A 15,153-nucleotide genomic window follows, 5' to 3' on the forward strand; every position below is an offset into this window, starting at 1 on the left:
GAGGCAGACGGCCCGGGGGGCTGCCAGGGGTGGCCGTCGAGATAGGCTCCCACCCTGCGGATCAGCCCGAACAGGCCGCCGTCGCGATAGTCCGGCAGCACGGCATCCTGCGGCAATGCGATGGCAGGCGCATCGGAGGAATCGGGTTGCCGGGATGGGGGCATGGTGGGGAGGAGGAAAAACAAAAAGGGAAGGTGCATCAGCACCTTCCCTTTGTCAAATACTGGAGCGGGAAACGAGTCTCGAACTCGCGACCTCAACCTTGGCAAGGTTGCGCTCTACCAACTGAGCTATTCCCGCGTATACTTCTGGAGGCGCGAGCCGGAGTCGAACCGACCTACACGGATTTGCAATCCGGTGCATAACCGCTTTGCTATCGCGCCAGTTTCTGCCTGACTCCCGATACGCCTCGATCGGGTGGAAAGGCTTTACGGAGCCTTTCCGAGAATTTGGAGCGGGAAACGAGTCTCGAACTCGCGACCTCAACCTTGGCAAGGTTGCGCTCTACCAACTGAGCTATTCCCGCGAAAGACCGCCATTATAGGTCGTAATCTGGCGGTGTCAACTACCCTCTTGAACCTCCTTCTCAGCGATCGCGCTGGGGCTTCTTCTTGCCCGGTTTGAAGGCGGTTCCCTGTGTGTCGCGGCGGTCGGTGTGGAAGGGTTTGCCGCCGTGCGGGCGATCGCTCGCCGGCTTGCCGGCGGGCTTGTCCCAAGGTTTCGCGTAGGGTTTGCGGGGCGCATCCTCGCCGCGTGGAGCGGGTTTTGCGCCGAAGCGCGGGCCGGCTCCAGGGCGAGGACGTGCGGCGTCCCGCTGGGCTTCGTCGCGGTCCAGCGGGCGGATATTCAATTGGTGCTGGCGCACGCGCACACGACGCAGGATGTCGATGACGTCGTGGGGGAGGTCGGCCGGAAGTTCGACCGTGCTGTAGTCCTCGTACAGGTTGATCTGGCCGATGAAGCGGCTCTCGATGCCCGCTTCGTTCGCGATCGCGCCCACGATGTCCTTCGGTGTCGCCTGCTGGTTGCGTCCGACCTCGATACGGTAGCGTTGCAGGCGTCCGTCGGAGAAATCGCGGCGGCGTTCCAGGATTGCTTCGCGGTTCTCGCGCGGGGGGCGCTCCGCGCGTGCTGCGGTCTGAGTGGCGATGTCCGGGCCCGCGCTCTGCGGCAACTGGAGGGGGCGCTCACGCTGCGCCAGGAAGGCGAGGGCGGCGGCGATGTCGTGGATGTCGGCGTTGTGGCTGTCCTCCATGCCGGCAACGACGTCGTGGAAGAAGTCGAGATCCTCGGATTCGAGCACCGTTGCGACCTGATGCCGGAAGGCCGCCACGCGCTTGTCCGCGACGGCCTCGCGCGACGGGAGTTGCAGCGGCTCGATCGGTTGCCGTGTCGCCCGCTCGATCACCTTGAGCATGCGCATCTCGCGCGGCGCGACGAACAGGATGGCAGTGCCGGTGCGGCCTGCGCGACCGGTGCGGCCGATGCGGTGAACGTAGGCCTCGGTATCGTAGGGGATGTCGTAGTTGATGACATGGCTGATGCGCGGCACGTCCAGGCCGCGCGCGGCGACGTCGGTGGCGACCACGATGTCGAGGCCCCCGCCCTTGAGCTGCTCGATGACCCGCTCGCGCAGCTGCTGGGTCATGTCGCCGTTCAGTGCGGCGGCGGCATAGCCCCTGGCCTCGAGCTTTTCGGCGAGTTCCACTGTGGCGGTCTTGGTGCGCACGAAGACAATAGCCGCATCGAATTCCTCCTCGACCTCGAGGATGCGGGTGAGGGCGTCGAGCTTGTGCGCGACCGCGATCTGGCAGAAGCGCTGGCGGATCGTGGTCACGGTCGTCGTGGCGGCCTTGATCTTCACCTCGCGCGGATCGCGCAGGTAACGGTGCGCCACGCGGCGGATGGCGTCCGGCATCGTCGCCGAGAACAGCGCCGTCTGTCGTTCGATCGGGACGTGTTCGAGGATCCATTCGACGTCGTCGATGAAGCCCATGCGCAGCATCTCGTCGGCTTCGTCTAGCACCAGCGTCTTGAGACTGTCGAGATCGAGGCTTTCGCGCTCGATGTGATCCATCACACGCCCCGGGGTGCCGACGACGACGTGCGCGCCGCGGCTCAGCTGGCGCAACTGCACGACCATGCTCTGGCCGCCGTAGATGGGCAGCACGTGGAAGCCGGGAAGGTTCTTCGCATAGCGCTGGAAGGCTTCCGCGACCTGGATCGCGAGTTCGCGCGTGGGCGTCAGCACGAGCACCTGCGGCTTGCGGGCGGAGAGGTCCAGGCGGTCGAGCAGCGGCAGCGCGAAGGCTGCCGTCTTGCCGGTGCCCGTCTGGGCTTCGCCCAGCAGGTCATGTCCGGCGCGCAGGTGCGGGATGCAGGCCGCCTGGATCGGCGATGGGGTTTCGTATCCGATGCCGGCGAGGGCTTCGAGGATCGGGGGGCTCAGCTCGAGCTGGGCAAAGGATTCGATAGTCGTGTTCATTTGGATTCGTGAGGTGGGATTGTGTCGTGTGCCCGATGTTGCCTGCATCGTACCGAAATCGCGGGGTGGTCGCTTGGTGCCGATACCGCCTGCTGTGTGACCGGGGTTACCGACGGGCGAAGGGCCGTTGTGCCATCGTCACGGCCTTTCGTTCATCATCAAGGAGTGGATATGCTGGAAGTCGGACGTATTCGCGGTGTGCTGGCCGCCGCCCTGTGCGTATGTGCTGGATCGGCCTCGGCCGGCGAGTGGCAGTTCCTGCCGATCCTTAAGGACGGCTACAAGCCGGATTTTGTTCTGTCCGCGGTGGGTGGTGCGCTGGATCCAAAAGGCGCGGACCGTCACACCTATGCCGGGCTCGAGCTTGCGATGAACTGCGGCCTGTTCCAGACGCCGACCGGCGTCGTGCGCACGAAGATCTCGTACGGCGGCTACGACCATGACGGGCTGGAGTATCGCACCTTCGAGGTGAATCCGCGCTGGACCGTGCCGGTCGCCCAGAACCTGTCCTTCGGGGTGGGGCCGGGTATCGGCTACGTGCGTACCGAAGTGGGCAGCCGGGATACCCACATGTTCGCCTGGCAGGTCGGTGCGGATCTGGATTACCGGATGGGCCGGATGAGTCTCGGGGTCGGTGCGCGCTGGCAGGACACGCTGGACAAGACCGTTGCGCCAGGCACGAACGGAGCGGAGAACTGGCTCGTGCAGGCGAAGATCGGACTCGCCTTCTGAGTCGGTGACCGCAGCGGGGCGGACGGGCATGGCCGGTCCGCCCCGCTGGCTCTCAGGCCTGCAGCGCGGTGCCGCGGTGGGCCTGGATGATGGGCAGGATCTGCCCGAAGATCTTGGGACTGCCGGCGACGACATTGCCGGTCTCCATGTAGGTGCCTTCCCCGGCAAGGTCGCTCACCAGGCCGCCCGCCTCCTGGATCAGCAGCGCGCCGGCGGCGATGTCCCACGGCTGCAGGCCCATTTCCCAGAAGCCGTCGAGGCGCCCGCAGGCGACGTAGGCGAGGTCGAGCGAGGCCGCGCCGGGGCGGCGGATGCCGGCAGTCTTCTGCGTCAGGTCCTTGAACATGGCGAGGTAGGCGTCGACATGGTCGAACTCGCGGAACGGAAAGCCCGTGCCGATCAGCGATTCGTTCAGGCGGACGCGCTTCGACACGCGGATGCGGCGGTCGTTGAGGAAGGCGCCGCGGCCCTTGGTGGCGGTAAACAGCTCGTTGCGCGTGACGTCGTAGACGACACCCTGTTCGAGTGCGCCGTTCTTCGTCAGCGCGATCGAGATCGCATACTGGGGAAAACCGTGGATGAAATTCGTGGTGCCGTCAATCGGGTCGATGATCCACTGGTATTCGCTGTTAACGGACTCCCCGGATGCGCCCGACTCCTCTGCTAGAATGCCGTGCTCCGGGTATGCTTCGCGCAGCACCTCGATGATGGCGGCTTCGGCGGCCTGATCGACCTCGGTGACGAAGTCGTTCGGGGACTTGGCCTGGACCGACACCTGGTCCAGCTGCAGCGAGGCGCGATTGATGATGGAGCCCGCACGGCGGGCGGCTTTCACTGCGATGTTCAGGGTGGGGTGCATGCGCGTCGGTCTCGCTGGAGTCGGGGGCCCGGAGAGCGTCCCGCTCGAAAGAATTCCAATAAAACGAAGTATTTTAATATGAACGGAGCCATCGCGCTCGACCGCATCCGCATCGTACTTTCCCGTACAAGCCATCCCGGCAACATCGGCGCCGCTGCGCGCGCGATGAAGACGATGGGGCTCGGTCGTCTCTGGCTGGTAGATCCGGCCTCCTTTCCCGATCCGGTGGCCGAGGCGCGCGCCTCCGGTGCCGGCGATCTCCTCGCGGCCGCGCGGGTAGTTGGCTCGCTCGAGGAGGCGCTCGAGGGCACGATCCTGTCCGCCGCCGTCACGGCGAGGCGGCGCGAGCGCTCGGTGCCGGTGCGCAATGCGCGCGAGGCGGCCCCCGAACTGGTGTCGTTCGCCGCACAGGGCGAGGTTGCGCTGGTGTTCGGCAACGAAACGAGCGGACTCACGAACGAGGAGGTCGGGCTGTGCTCGATGCCGGTGACGATTCCGGCGAATCCCGCATTCTCGTCGCTCAACCTCGGCGCCGCGGTGCAGTTGCTGTGTTACGAGTTGCGCATGGCGGCGCTTGATCCGGTTCCCCCGGCGGAGCCTCTTCCGGACCTGGCCGCCTTCGAGGAGGTGGAGGGTTTTCATCGTCATCTGGAACGGGCGATGACCGTCAGCGGATTCTATGACCCGGCAAATCCGAAGCGCCTTCTGCAGCGCGTGCGCCGCCTGTTTGGCCGCATCCGGCTCGAAAAGGAGGAGGTGAATATCCTCCGCGGCATCATTAGTGCGCTGGAGCGCAAAGCTGAGTAAAATACTCGGAATTAAGAAACCGGATACCGGAGCAAGTCACTCATGTTCAGACGTCTGCGCGAAGACTTGGCCAGCGTTCGCGAACGCGATCCCGCCGCCCGCTCTACCTTGGAAGTGCTGACCTGCTATCCCGGCGTGCATGCGTTGTTCCTGCACCGCTTCGCGCACGGTGCGTGGAAGCGCGGCTTTTACTGGGTGGGACGGTTCACCAGTCACGTCAGCCGCTTGCTCACCGGCATCGAGATCCATCCGGGCGCGACGATAGGTCGGCGCGTGTTCATCGACCACGGCATGGGGGTGGTGATCGGCGAGACGGCCGAGGTCGGGGACGACTGCACGATCTATCAGGGCGTGACGCTCGGCGGCACTTCACTGTACCGCGGGACGAAACGCCATCCGACGCTGGGCAAGGGCGTCGTGATCGGCGCCGGCGCGAAAGTGCTGGGTGGTTTCACGGTCGGTGACGGCGCGCGGGTCGGCTCCAATGCGGTCGTGGTCAAGCCGGTGCCGGCCGGGGCCACGGCGGTCGGCAATCCGGCTCGCGTGATCGAACCCGATCGGGATAACGCACGTGACCGCGCACGTGAACAGAAGGCCGAGCAGATCGGCTTCTCCGCCTATGGCGTGACGAAGCAGATGGACGACCCCCTGATGAAGGCCCTGCACGGCTTGCTCGATCATGCAGTGGAGACGGATCGCCGTATCCAGATGCTGGTGGAACGCCTTGAGAAGGCCGGACTCACTCTTGACGAAGCCATCGAGAAGAGCGACGAGTTCGATGCAGAGCGGCTGTCGAAGATGGTCGACTGAGTGACATTTGATTAGTTGACTGATTTTGTCGGGCTCCGTATAGTTGAGCGAAACGTTCGGGTATTCCCCCGGGCGAGAATCTCCGCGAAAGAAGGAGCTCCGACATGAGACTGACCACCAAAGGACGTTTTGCCGTCACCGCCATGATCGATCTGGCATCGCGCCAGGCCGAAGGGCCGGTGACGCTGGCCGGCATCGCTGATCGACAGAAGATTTCCCTGTCGTATCTGGAACAGTTGTTCGGCAAGCTGCGTCGCCACAAGCTGGTGACGAGCGTGCGCGGTCCGGGTGGAGGTTATCGGCTGGCGCGCGACATGGGACGCATCACCGTTGCCGACATCATCGTTGCAGTGGATGAGCCGCTTGATGCGACCCAGTGCGGCGGCAAGCAGAACTGCCAGGATGAGCATCGCTGCCTGACGCACGACCTGTGGGCCAATCTCAACAAGCGCATGTACGAGTATCTCGACTCGGTGACGCTGAATGCGTTGGTGCATCGCGAAGTCAAGGCCGATCCGGACATGAGCGTCCTCAAGGACGTGCGGCGGCGCGCGCTGGTCGCGATGCGCGAGGCTGCAGCGGCCTGACGGGACGGTCCCCAGCGTGTTCGCTCCCGTCTATCTCGACTGGAACGCCACGGCGCCGCTGGAGCCGGTTGTGCGCGAGGCGATGCTGCCGTGGCTGGGCAGCCGCTTCGGCAATGCGTCGAGCCGGCACGAATACGGGCGGCAGGCGCGTGCGGCGATCGACGAGGCGCGGGCGAAGGTGGCTGCGGCGGTCGGCGCCCATGCGACGGAGGTGATCTTCACCAGTGGCGGCACCGAGGCGAACAATCTGTTCGTGAAGGGTGCGGCGGGCCTGATGAAGCCGGGGCTGATCGCGATCAGCGCGATCGAGCATCCGTGTGTGCGCGAGCCGGCGAAGCAGTTGCGGCGTGCAGACTGGACGCTGCGTGAGATCGCCGTGGATCGCGCGGGCTTGGTCAAGCGCACGGACTGGCTGGCGGTGCTGGCGACCAAGCCCGCGCTGGTGTCGGTGATGCTCGCGAACAACGAGACGGGTGTGCTGCAGGATGTTGCGGCGCTCGCCCGCGAGGCGAAGGATGCGGGCGCCTGGTTCCACACGGACGCCGTGCAGGCGCTGGGCAAGATTGGTGTGGATTTTCGTGCGCTGGGCGTCAATGCGATGACGCTGTCGGCGCACAAGATCGGCGGTCCCCTGGGGGCGGGCGCCCTGGTTGTCGACAAGCGACTGGAGCTGGCGCCGCTGCTCGCCGGAGGCGGGCAGGAGCGAGGCCTGCGCTCCGGCACCGAGAACATTGCCGCGCTTGTCGGCTTCGGCGTCGCGTGCGAGTTGGCAGCGGCCCGTGTGTCCGGAGAGAATGTCCGTTTGTGCGGACTTCGGGACGCGCTGGAAGCCGGGCTGGCAGCGCACGGCATGCGGATCTTTTCGGCCGGCGCGGCACGATTGCCGAATACGGTGTTCTTCGCCGCGGAAGGCGTCGATGGCGAGACTCTGGTGGCGCGGCTGGACCGGGCTGGCTTCGCGTGCGCGAGCGGGTCTGCGTGTTCGAGCGCGAATCCCGAGCCGTCGCATACCCTGCTGGCGATGGGCGTCGAGCGCGAGGTGGCGCGCGGCGCGGTGCGCGTCAGCCTGGGGCGCGATACGCAGGAAAGGCATGTAGTCGATTTTCTGGCCTGCCTGGGGCAGCAGATGAGCGAACTGAATAATCTGACCGCCGTGGCGGTTCAATGATCGACGGAGGAGTACCAATGCTGAAGTTTCCGATTTACCTGGACTATTCCGCTACCACGCCGGTCGATCCGCGCGTCGCGCAGGCGATGATCCCCTGGCTCACCGAGCATTTCGGCAACCCCGCGAGCCGTTCGCACGCATACGGCTGGGAAGCCGAAAAGGCCGTCGAGGATGCGCGCGAGCAGGTTGCGGCCCTGGTGAATGCCGATCCGAAGGAAATCGTGTGGACTTCAGGCGCGACCGAATCGAACAACCTCGCGATCAAGGGTGCCGCGCAGTTCTACAAGGGCAAGGGCAAGCACATCATCACGGTGAAGACCGAGCACAAGGCCGTGCTCGATACCTTCCGCGAACTCGAGCGCCAGGGCTTCGAGGCGACCTATCTCGACGTGCAGGAGAACGGCCTGATCGATCTGGCGGCGTTCAAGGACGCGCTGCGCCCGGACACGATCCTCGTTTCGGTGATGTTCGTGAATAACGAGATCGGCGTGATCCAACCGATCGCCGAGATTGGCGAGATCTGCCGCGAAAAGGGGATCACCTTCCACGTCGATGCGGCCCAGGCGACGGGCAAGGTCGAGATCGACCTGCAGAAGCTGAAGGTCGACCTGATGTCCTTCTCCGCGCACAAGACCTATGGCCCCAAGGGTATCGGCGCGCTGTACGTGCGGCGCAAGCCGCGTGCGCGCCTCGAGGCGCAGATGCACGGTGGCGGCCATGAGCGCGGCCTGCGCTCGGGTACGCTCGCGACGCACCAGATCGTCGGCATGGGTGAAGCCTTCCGCATCGCCCGCGAGGAGATGGCGGTCGAGAACGAGCGCGTCCGCATGCTGCGCGACCGCCTGCTGAAGGGCTTGCAGGACATCGAGGCGACCTATGTGAATGGCGACCTCGAGCAGCGCGTGCCGCACAACCTCAATATTTCCTTCGCGTATGTCGAAGGCGAGTCGATGATCATGGCGGTCAAGGACATCGCGGTATCGAGCGGTTCGGCCTGTACGTCGGCGAGCCTGGAGCCGTCCTATGTCCTGCGCGCGCTCGGGCGCAACGACGAACTGGCGCACAGCTCGATCCGTTTCTCGATCGGCCGCTTCACGACCGAAGAGGAAATCGACTACACGATCGACCTCATGCACAAGAAGATCGGCAAGCTGCGCGAGCTGTCGCCGTTGTGGGAAATGGTGCAGGAAGGCGTCGATCTGAATACCGTGCAGTGGGCAGCCCACTGAGCACCCGACTGAGACAGGAGAACGATAATGGCATACAGTGAAAAAGTGCTCGACCACTACGAGAACCCCCGCAACGTCGGCGCCTTCTCGAAGGATGATGATGGCGTGGGTACGGGCATGGTCGGTGCCCCGGCCTGTGGCGACGTGATGAAGCTGCAGATCAAGGTGGGCAAGGACGGCGTCATCGAGGATGCCAAGTTCAAGACCTACGGCTGTGGCTCGGCGATTGCATCGAGCTCGCTGGTGACCGAATGGGTCAAGGGCAAGACGGTCGAGCAGGCGCTCGAGATCAAGAACACGCAGATTGCCGAGGAGCTTGCGCTGCCGCCGGTCAAGATCCACTGTTCGATTCTCGCCGAGGACGCCATCAAGGCGGCCGTGGCGGATTACAAGAAGAAGCACGAAGGCTGAAACCGGGAGGCGGAATCATGAGCGTCACTGTTAGCACGAGCGCAGCCAGGCACGTTTCGAACTTCATCGCCAAGCGCGGCAAGGGGCTGGGGATCCGTCTCGGGGTTCGCACGTCGGGTTGTTCGGGCATGGCTTACCGCCTCGAATTCGTCGACGAGACGCATGAGGACGACGTGGTGTTCGAGAGCAACGGCGTGAAGGTGATCGTCGACCAGAAGAGCCTGGCCTATCTCGATGGCACCGAACTCGATTTCGTCCGCGAGGGCCTGAACGAGGGGTTCAAGTTCAATAACCCGAACGTCAAGGACTCGTGCGGCTGCGGCGAGAGCTTCAACGTCTGAGCCCGGCGGTCCGGATCCGATGAGCATCGACCTCCAGCAGGATTTCTTCAGGCTGTTCGGGCTGCCACGCCGGTTTCGCATCGACGAGGCGGCGCTGGAACTCGCCTACCATGACCTGCAGGGGCGCGTGCATCCTGACCGTTTCGCGCATTTGCCCGACAGCGACAAGCGTCTGTCGATGCAGTGGGCAACGCAGGTGAACGAAGGTTTTCGCACTCTGCGTAAGCCGCTGTCGCGCGCGACCTACCTCCTCGAGCTGATGGGCGTCGACGCCGGACTGCATACGAACACCGCGATGTCGCCGACCTTCCTGATGGAGCAGATGGAGTGGCGCGAGGCGGTCGAGGAGGCGCGGGCGGCGGGTGAAGCCGATGAACTCGCGCAGTTGCACACGCGCCTGCGCCAGCATTCCCGCGAGGTGTTCGACGATCTCGCCCGGCAGTGCGACGACGAGCAGGACTATGCCGGTGCCGCTGAAACCGTGCGCCGGCTGATGTTCATGGAAAAACTACAACACGAGATCGACGACGCCCTCGAGGCGCTGGAGAGCTGATGGCACTTCTGCAAATCGCCGAACCCGGTCTGTCGACCGAACCGCACAAGCACCGCCTCGCCGTGGGCATCGACCTCGGCACCACCAACTCGCTCGTCGCGACCGTTCGCAACGGGATCGCGGTGTGCCTGGTCGATGAGGACGGCCGTGCGATGGTGCCGTCGATCGTGCGCTACCACGCAGACGGTAAGGTGGAGGTCGGCCGCAGCGCCGGCGTGGCGCATGCGACCGATCCGAAGAACACGATCATCTCGGTGAAGCGCTTCATGGGGCGCGGCGTCAAGGACGTCGCCTACATCGAGTCGATGCCCTACGACTTCGTCGATGCGGATGGAATGCTGCGCCTGCGTACCGTGCAGGGCGTCAAGTCGCCGGTCGAGGTGTCGGCGGAGATCCTCAAGGTGCTGGCGGCGCGTGCACAGGCAAGCCTCGGCGGCGAACTCACCGGGGCGGTGATCACCGTGCCCGCCTATTTCGACGACGCGCAGCGCCAGGCGACGAAGGATGCGGCAAAGCTCGCCGGCATCAACGTGCTGCGGCTGCTCAACGAACCCACGGCAGCGGCGGTCGCGTACGGCCTCGACAACGCGGCCGAGGGCGTCTATGCGGTCTACGACCTCGGTGGCGGCACCTTCGACCTGTCCATCCTCAAACTCTCGCGCGGCATCTTCGAGGTGCTGGCGACCAACGGCGACGCGGCGCTGGGCGGTGACGACTTCGATCATCGCCTGTTCTGCTGGGCACTGGACCAGAGCGAGATCGACCCGCCTTCGAGCGAGGACGCGCGCCGTCTGCTGCTGAAGGCGCGCGAGGCGAAGGAATTGCTGACCGCGTGCGAGGAAGCGCCGATCAAGGCGACGCTCGGCAGCGGCGAAAAGGTCGACCTCGTGGTCACGCGCGACCAGTTCGCCGACATGACGAAGCATCTCGTGCAGAAGACCGTTGCGCCGATGCGCAAGGTGCTGCGCGATGCGGGGCTGGCTCCCGAGGACATCAAGGGTGTCGTGATGGTCGGCGGTGCGACGCGCATGCCGCACATCCAGCGCGCCGTGGCCGAATTCTTCGGCCAGGAGCCGCTGACCAACCTTGATCCGGACAAGGTCGTCGCGCTCGGCGCGGCGATCCAGGCCAACGTGCTGGCGGGCAACCGCAAGGACGAGGATGACTGGCTGCTGCTCGACGTGATCCCGCTGTCGCTCGGTCTCGAGATGATGGGGGGGCTCACCGAGAAGGTCGTGCCGCGCAACTCGACGCTGCCGATCGCGCGGGCGCAGGAGTTCACGACCTACAAGGACGGTCAGACCGCCATGGCCTTCCACGTCGTCCAGGGCGAGCGTGAACTCGTCGCCGACTGTCGCTCGCTGGCGCGCTTCGAGCTGCGCGGCATCCCGCCGATGGCCGCCGGCGCGGCGCGCATCCGCGTGACCTTCCAGGTCGATGCAGACGGCTTGTTGTCGGTGTCGGCGCGCGAAATGTCGTCTGGCGTCGAGGCGAGCGTGTTGGTGAAACCGTCCTACGGCCTGACCGACGACGAGATCGCCGGCATGCTGCGCGACGGCGTCGAGCGGGCGTCCGAGGATATCGACGCGCGGGCCTTGCGCGAGCAGCAGGTCGAGGCCGATCGAGTGATCGAGGCGACGCTCGTGGCGCTGGAACAGGACGGCGAACTGCTCAGCGACGAGGAGCGCGCGGCGATCGACGCGGCCGTTGCCGCAACCCGCGAAACGGCCGCCGGGCACGACCCGCGTGCCATCAAGCGCAGCACGGAAGCGCTCTCCCGTGCTACCAACGAATTTGCCGCCCGTCGCATGGACAAGAGCATCCGTTCGGCGCTGGCGGGTCACAAGGTGGATGAGATTCAGGTATGACGCAGATCATCGTATTGCCGCACGTGGAGCTCTGTCCGGACGGGACGGTGATCGAGGCGGAGCCTGGCACCTCGATCTGCGACGCGCTGCTGCGCAACGGCGTGGAGATCGAGCACGCGTGCGAGCAGTCCTGTGCGTGCACGACCTGCCACGTGATCGTGCGCGAAGGCTTCGCCTCGCTCAACGAGGCTGAGGAGGAGGAGGAGGATCTCCTCGACAAGGCCTGGGGCCTGGAGCCGCAGTCGCGCCTTTCCTGCCAGGCGGTTGTCGCCGAGACGCCGCTGGTGGTCGAGATTCCCCGCTACACCATCAACATGGCCCGGGAGGGCAAGCACTGATGAAGTGGACCGAGGTTCAGGAGATCGCGATCCAGCTCGCGGACAAGTTTCCCGAGACGGATCCTACGCGCGTCAATTTTGTCGACCTGATGAACTGGGTGATGGCCCTTCCCGAATTCGACGACGATCCCAAGCACTGCGGCGAGCGCGTGCTGGAAGCCATCCAGCAGGCCTGGATCGACGAGGTCGCCTGACGGGCGCAAGGATTCTGCCGCGCGCCGCTGGGCTGCCTCAGAAGCGGATCGCCTCGTCCGGCTGCTCGTTCAGGCCCAGCCAGTAACGGGCGATGAGCGCGCTGGCGCGCTCGAATTCCCGTTGGTCGCGGGGCTTCCGCACGTAGCTGTTGGCGCCGAGGCGGTAGGCTTCGCGGATGTCTTCCGGCGTGCAGGCGCTTGCGAACATCACGACGGGCAGGAGCGAGGTCCTGACCTCGGCGCGGATGCGGCGTAGCACCTCCAGGCCGTCGATCCGGGGAAGGTCGGGATCGAGCAGCACGACCGCCGGCTGGCTCGCCGGCCTGGGTGCCGGGTAGTCGTCTGCGGCGGAGAGGAAGGCGAGGGCCTCGATGCCGTCGCGCGCGACGACGACGCGGTTGCCGAATCCACCTTCGCGCAGCGCAGCGAGGACCCGGGCTTCGTGCGCCGGGTCTCCTTCAACCAGCAGGACGTAACTGCTGCCAGCCATGCCGCCACCTCCGCAGTCCGGACGAGTCGTGGCAGCGGCACAGCGGGCCGCCGCCCGCAGGTGTCACGCCGGGGTTTCCGGCAGTTCCTCCGCGCGCAGCAGGAAGACCATGTCATCACCGCCGCTGGACGACAGCCACACGAAGGGCAGGTCGGGGAATGCCGCTTCCACGATATGACGATTATGCCCCACTTCGACGGCGAGCACGCCACCCGGATTGAGGTGAGTGCGGCCTTCGGCGAGGATGCGGCGTACCACGTCGAGCCCGTCCTCGCCCGCCGCCAGTGCCATGCGCGGCTCGTGCAGGTATTCGGCCGGCAGCGTCTCCATCGAATCGGCGGTCACATACGGCGGATTGCTGATGATGAGGTCGAAACGGCGTCCCGCAAGCCCGTCGAAGACGTCGCTCTTCACCAGCTCGACCTGCTCTTCGAGGCCGTATTCGGCGACGTTGAGGTGGGCGACCTCGAGAGCGTCGTCGGACAGGTCGGCGCCGACCACCTCGGCATTCGGGAATGCGTGTGCCATCAGGATCGCCAGGCAGCCCGAGCCGGTGCATAGGTCGAGCGCGCTGGTGACCTGCTCGGCATCCTCCACCCAGGGCGCGAAGCCGTTTTCAAGCATCTCGGCGAAGAAGGAACGGGGAACGATCACGCGCTCGTCGACATGGAAGCGGAAATCGCCCAGCCATGCCTCGCCGGTGAGGTAGGCCGCGGGGACGCGCTCCTCGGCGCGGCGTTCGATGACCGCGAACAGCGCTTCGCGTTCCTCGGCGGTGATGCAGGCGTCGAGGAAGGGTTCCAGCCGGTCGAGCGGCAGCGACAGGGTGTGCAGCAGCAGCCACACCGCCTCGTCGTAGGCGTCGTTGCAGCCGTGGCCGAAGAACAGGCCGGCCCGGTTGAAGCGGGTGACGGCGTAGCGCAGCCAGTCGCGCAGGGTCACGAGTTCGGCGAGCGGGCCGCTCTCGTGTTCGTGCACGTGTTCTTCGCCATTGTCACAGTGTTCGCAGTGTTCGCTCATGCTCGGTCTCGTCAGCGCGCGAGGAGGGCGCGCAGGGTACGTTCGTAGATCAGGGAAAGCGGTTCGATCGCGTCGACGGCGACGCGCTCGTCGAGCTTGTGAATGGTGGCGTTGACGGGGCCGAACTCGACGACTTCCTTGCAGATGTCGGCGATGAAACGCCCGTCGGAGGTGCCGCCGCTGGTGGATAGTTCGGTGTCTACGCCCACGGTTTCGCGGATCGCGCCGCCGATGGCCGCGACGAGTTTGCCGCGGCCGGTCAGGAAGGGCTTGCCGGAGAGGTGCCAGTCCAGCGTGTAGTCGAGGCCGTGGCGGTCGAGCACGGCGTGGGTGCGCTGCTTGAGCTCGTCGGCGGTGCTGACGGAGGCGAAGCGGAAGTTGAACAGCACTTCGCACTCGCCCGGAATCACGTTGTTCGCGCCCGTGCCGGCATGGATGTTGGACACCTGCCAGGTCGTCGGCGGGAAGAATTCGTTGCCCTCGTCCCAGCGTGTCGCGGCGAGCTCGGCGAGCGCCGGCGCGAACTCGTGGATCGGGTTGCGCGCGAGCTGCGGGTAGGCGACGTGGCCTTGCACGCCCTTGACGCGCAGCGTGCCGGAGAGTGAGCCGCGGCGGCCGTTCTTGATCATGTCGCCGAGTGTCTTCACCGAGGTGGGCTCGCCGACGATGCAGTAGTCGAGAGTCTCGCCGCGGGCCGCGAGGGCCTCGACGACCTTGACGGTGCCGTGGGTGGCGATGCCTTCCTCGTCCGAGGTCAGCAGCAGCGCGATCGAGCCCTGGTGGTCGGGGTGGGCGGCGACGAAGCGTTCGATGGCGGTCACGAAGGCGGCCAGCGAGGTCTTCATGTCGGCGGCGCCGCGGCCGTAGAGGTGGTCGTCACGCACGGTCGGCTGGAAGGGATGCGAAGTCCAGGACTCGAGCGGACCGGTAGGAACGACGTCGGTGTGGCCGGCGAGGCACAGCACCGGGCCGGTGTCGCCGCGGCGCGCCCACAGGTTGGACACTCCACCGGTGTCGATGCGCTCGCAGCGGAAGCCGAGCGGGGCGAGCCGTGTGCCGATGAGGTCCAGGCAGCCGCTGTCTTCGGGCGTCACCGATGGACGGGAAATGAGTTCGCAGGTGAGCGCGAACGTGGCGTTCGGGGAAGAGTTCGTCATAGCCATCGAACGCTTCGTCGCCGCCCACCCCGACCACCAGGGCTCGATCGCGCTGCTGCTGACCTCGGACGAGGAAGGCATCGCCACCCACGGCACCGTCAAGG

The 15,153-nt window shown here is 65.7% G+C and carries 17 protein-coding genes, 3 tRNA genes and 1 pseudogene; 12 read left to right on the forward strand and 9 right to left on the reverse strand.

Going from position 1 to position 15,153, the window contains the following annotated elements; genetic code table 11:
• The 5 genes and pseudogenes from GO615_RS28720 to GO615_RS25300 all read right to left on the reverse strand — a co-directional run.
• A pseudogene (locus GO615_RS28720) lies at positions 1-200 on the reverse strand (hypothetical protein); the annotation flags it as partial.
• Positions 201-224: 24 nt separating this feature from the next.
• A tRNA-Gly gene (locus tag GO615_RS25285) sits at positions 225-300 on the reverse strand.
• Between the two features lie 9 nt (positions 301-309).
• Positions 310-383, reverse strand: a tRNA-Cys gene (locus tag GO615_RS25290).
• Between the two features lie 67 nt (positions 384-450).
• A tRNA-Gly gene (locus tag GO615_RS25295) sits at positions 451-526 on the reverse strand.
• Positions 527-586: 60 nt separating this feature from the next.
• Positions 587-2,485 carry a DEAD/DEAH box helicase gene (locus GO615_RS25300; RefSeq protein ID WP_169132632.1) on the reverse strand — a complete coding sequence of 633 codons (1,899 nt, stop codon included), beginning with the start codon at positions 2,483-2,485 and terminating at the stop codon, positions 587-589.
• 171 nt (positions 2,486-2,656) lie between these two features.
• On the opposite strand from GO615_RS25300, the gene GO615_RS25305 reads away from it, so the two are divergent.
• Positions 2,657-3,217, forward strand: a complete 561-nt coding sequence (locus GO615_RS25305; RefSeq protein ID WP_169132633.1) for a hypothetical protein — start codon at positions 2,657-2,659, stop codon at positions 3,215-3,217.
• 52 nt (positions 3,218-3,269) lie between these two features.
• On the opposite strand, the gene GO615_RS25310 is transcribed toward GO615_RS25305, so the two are convergent.
• Positions 3,270-4,076 (reverse strand): inositol monophosphatase family protein, encoded by an 807-nt coding sequence (locus GO615_RS25310; protein ID WP_169132634.1) that lies wholly within the window; start codon positions 4,074-4,076, stop codon positions 3,270-3,272.
• A gap of 78 nt (positions 4,077-4,154) precedes the next feature.
• Between GO615_RS25310 and GO615_RS25315 the strand changes: the two genes are divergently transcribed.
• From GO615_RS25315 to iscX, 11 genes are all read left to right on the forward strand, one after another.
• Positions 4,155-4,883, forward strand: a complete 729-nt coding sequence (locus GO615_RS25315) for an RNA methyltransferase (protein ID WP_169132635.1) — start codon at positions 4,155-4,157, stop codon at positions 4,881-4,883.
• Between the two features lie 42 nt (positions 4,884-4,925).
• A complete protein-coding gene (cysE, locus tag GO615_RS25320) occupies positions 4,926-5,693 on the forward strand; it encodes a serine O-acetyltransferase (protein ID WP_169132636.1) in 768 nt (255 codons plus the stop codon).
• Positions 5,694-5,797: 104 nt separating this feature from the next.
• Entirely contained in the window at positions 5,798-6,280 is a 483-nt protein-coding gene (gene iscR / locus GO615_RS25325; RefSeq protein ID WP_169132637.1) for a Fe-S cluster assembly transcriptional regulator IscR, read from the forward strand.
• Between the two features lie 16 nt (positions 6,281-6,296).
• Positions 6,297-7,448 (forward strand): aminotransferase class V-fold PLP-dependent enzyme, encoded by a 1,152-nt coding sequence (locus tag GO615_RS25330; protein ID WP_169132638.1) that lies wholly within the window; start codon positions 6,297-6,299, stop codon positions 7,446-7,448.
• Between the two features lie 17 nt (positions 7,449-7,465).
• A complete protein-coding gene (locus GO615_RS25335) occupies positions 7,466-8,677 on the forward strand; it encodes an IscS subfamily cysteine desulfurase (protein WP_169132639.1) in 1,212 nt (403 codons plus the stop codon).
• Between the two features lie 27 nt (positions 8,678-8,704).
• Positions 8,705-9,088, forward strand: coding sequence for a Fe-S cluster assembly scaffold IscU (iscU, locus tag GO615_RS25340; protein WP_169132640.1), 384 nt, complete (start codon positions 8,705-8,707; stop codon positions 9,086-9,088).
• Positions 9,089-9,105: 17 nt separating this feature from the next.
• Positions 9,106-9,429 carry an iron-sulfur cluster assembly protein IscA gene (iscA, locus tag GO615_RS25345; protein ID WP_169132641.1) on the forward strand — a complete coding sequence of 108 codons (324 nt, stop codon included), beginning with the start codon at positions 9,106-9,108 and terminating at the stop codon, positions 9,427-9,429.
• A 19-nt stretch (positions 9,430-9,448) separates the two neighbouring features.
• Positions 9,449-9,982 carry a Fe-S protein assembly co-chaperone HscB gene (gene hscB, locus GO615_RS25350; RefSeq protein WP_169132642.1) on the forward strand — a complete coding sequence of 178 codons (534 nt, stop codon included), beginning with the start codon at positions 9,449-9,451 and terminating at the stop codon, positions 9,980-9,982.
• Positions 9,982-11,850, forward strand: a complete 1,869-nt coding sequence (hscA, locus tag GO615_RS25355) for a Fe-S protein assembly chaperone HscA (protein ID WP_169132643.1) — start codon at positions 9,982-9,984, stop codon at positions 11,848-11,850. Before hscB ends, hscA begins: the two co-directional genes overlap by 1 nt.
• A complete protein-coding gene (gene fdx / locus GO615_RS25360; RefSeq protein ID WP_169132644.1) occupies positions 11,847-12,188 on the forward strand; it encodes an ISC system 2Fe-2S type ferredoxin in 342 nt (113 codons plus the stop codon). The genes hscA and fdx overlap by 4 nt, the downstream gene beginning before the upstream one ends.
• Positions 12,188-12,382, forward strand: a complete 195-nt coding sequence (gene iscX / locus GO615_RS25365) for a Fe-S cluster assembly protein IscX (protein WP_169132645.1) — start codon at positions 12,188-12,190, stop codon at positions 12,380-12,382. Before fdx ends, iscX begins: the two co-directional genes overlap by 1 nt.
• A 37-nt stretch (positions 12,383-12,419) precedes the next feature.
• On the opposite strand, the gene GO615_RS25370 is transcribed toward iscX, so the two are convergent.
• The 3 genes from GO615_RS25370 to dapE all read right to left on the reverse strand — a co-directional run bounded on the left by GO615_RS25370 (position 12,420) and on the right by dapE (position 15,049).
• Positions 12,420-12,872 (reverse strand): response regulator, encoded by a 453-nt coding sequence (locus GO615_RS25370; protein WP_169132646.1) that lies wholly within the window; start codon positions 12,870-12,872, stop codon positions 12,420-12,422.
• A gap of 63 nt (positions 12,873-12,935) precedes the next feature.
• The gene (gene prmB / locus GO615_RS25375) at positions 12,936-13,892 is read right to left on the reverse strand and encodes a 50S ribosomal protein L3 N(5)-glutamine methyltransferase (RefSeq protein WP_169132647.1); all 957 of its coding nucleotides are present in this window, start codon (positions 13,890-13,892) and stop codon (positions 12,936-12,938) included.
• A gap of 11 nt (positions 13,893-13,903) precedes the next feature.
• Positions 13,904-15,049 carry a succinyl-diaminopimelate desuccinylase gene (gene dapE / locus GO615_RS25380; RefSeq protein ID WP_169132648.1) on the reverse strand — a complete coding sequence of 382 codons (1,146 nt, stop codon included), beginning with the start codon at positions 15,047-15,049 and terminating at the stop codon, positions 13,904-13,906.
• Positions 15,050-15,153: the final 104 nt, after the last annotated feature.

This window comes from Aromatoleum evansii, assembly GCF_012910805.1.
Classification (GTDB): domain Bacteria; phylum Pseudomonadota; class Gammaproteobacteria; order Burkholderiales; family Rhodocyclaceae; genus Aromatoleum; species Aromatoleum evansii.

Coding starts and splice junctions, on each gene's coding strand:
- GO615_RS25300 (WP_169132632.1), bottom strand. CDS start 2,485: ATGAACACGACTATCGAATCCTTTGCCCAGCTCGAGCTGAGCCCCCCG.
- GO615_RS25305 (WP_169132633.1), top strand. CDS start 2,657: ATGCTGGAAGTCGGACGTATTCGCGGTGTGCTGGCCGCCGCCCTGTGC.
- GO615_RS25310 (WP_169132634.1), bottom strand. CDS start 4,076: ATGCACCCCACCCTGAACATCGCAGTGAAAGCCGCCCGCCGTGCGGGC.
- GO615_RS25315 (WP_169132635.1), top strand. CDS start 4,155: ATGAACGGAGCCATCGCGCTCGACCGCATCCGCATCGTACTTTCCCGT.
- cysE (WP_169132636.1), top strand. CDS start 4,926: ATGTTCAGACGTCTGCGCGAAGACTTGGCCAGCGTTCGCGAACGCGAT.
- iscR (WP_169132637.1), top strand. CDS start 5,798: ATGAGACTGACCACCAAAGGACGTTTTGCCGTCACCGCCATGATCGAT.
- GO615_RS25335 (WP_169132639.1), top strand. CDS start 7,466: ATGCTGAAGTTTCCGATTTACCTGGACTATTCCGCTACCACGCCGGTC.
- iscU (WP_169132640.1), top strand. CDS start 8,705: ATGGCATACAGTGAAAAAGTGCTCGACCACTACGAGAACCCCCGCAAC.
- iscA (WP_169132641.1), top strand. CDS start 9,106: ATGAGCGTCACTGTTAGCACGAGCGCAGCCAGGCACGTTTCGAACTTC.
- hscB (WP_169132642.1), top strand. CDS start 9,449: ATGAGCATCGACCTCCAGCAGGATTTCTTCAGGCTGTTCGGGCTGCCA.
- hscA (WP_169132643.1), top strand. CDS start 9,982: ATGGCACTTCTGCAAATCGCCGAACCCGGTCTGTCGACCGAACCGCAC.
- fdx (WP_169132644.1), top strand. CDS start 11,847: ATGACGCAGATCATCGTATTGCCGCACGTGGAGCTCTGTCCGGACGGG.
- iscX (WP_169132645.1), top strand. CDS start 12,188: ATGAAGTGGACCGAGGTTCAGGAGATCGCGATCCAGCTCGCGGACAAG.
- GO615_RS25370 (WP_169132646.1), bottom strand. CDS start 12,872: ATGGCTGGCAGCAGTTACGTCCTGCTGGTTGAAGGAGACCCGGCGCAC.
- prmB (WP_169132647.1), bottom strand. CDS start 13,892: ATGAGCGAACACTGCGAACACTGTGACAATGGCGAAGAACACGTGCAC.
- dapE (WP_169132648.1), bottom strand. CDS start 15,049: ATGACGAACTCTTCCCCGAACGCCACGTTCGCGCTCACCTGCGAACTC.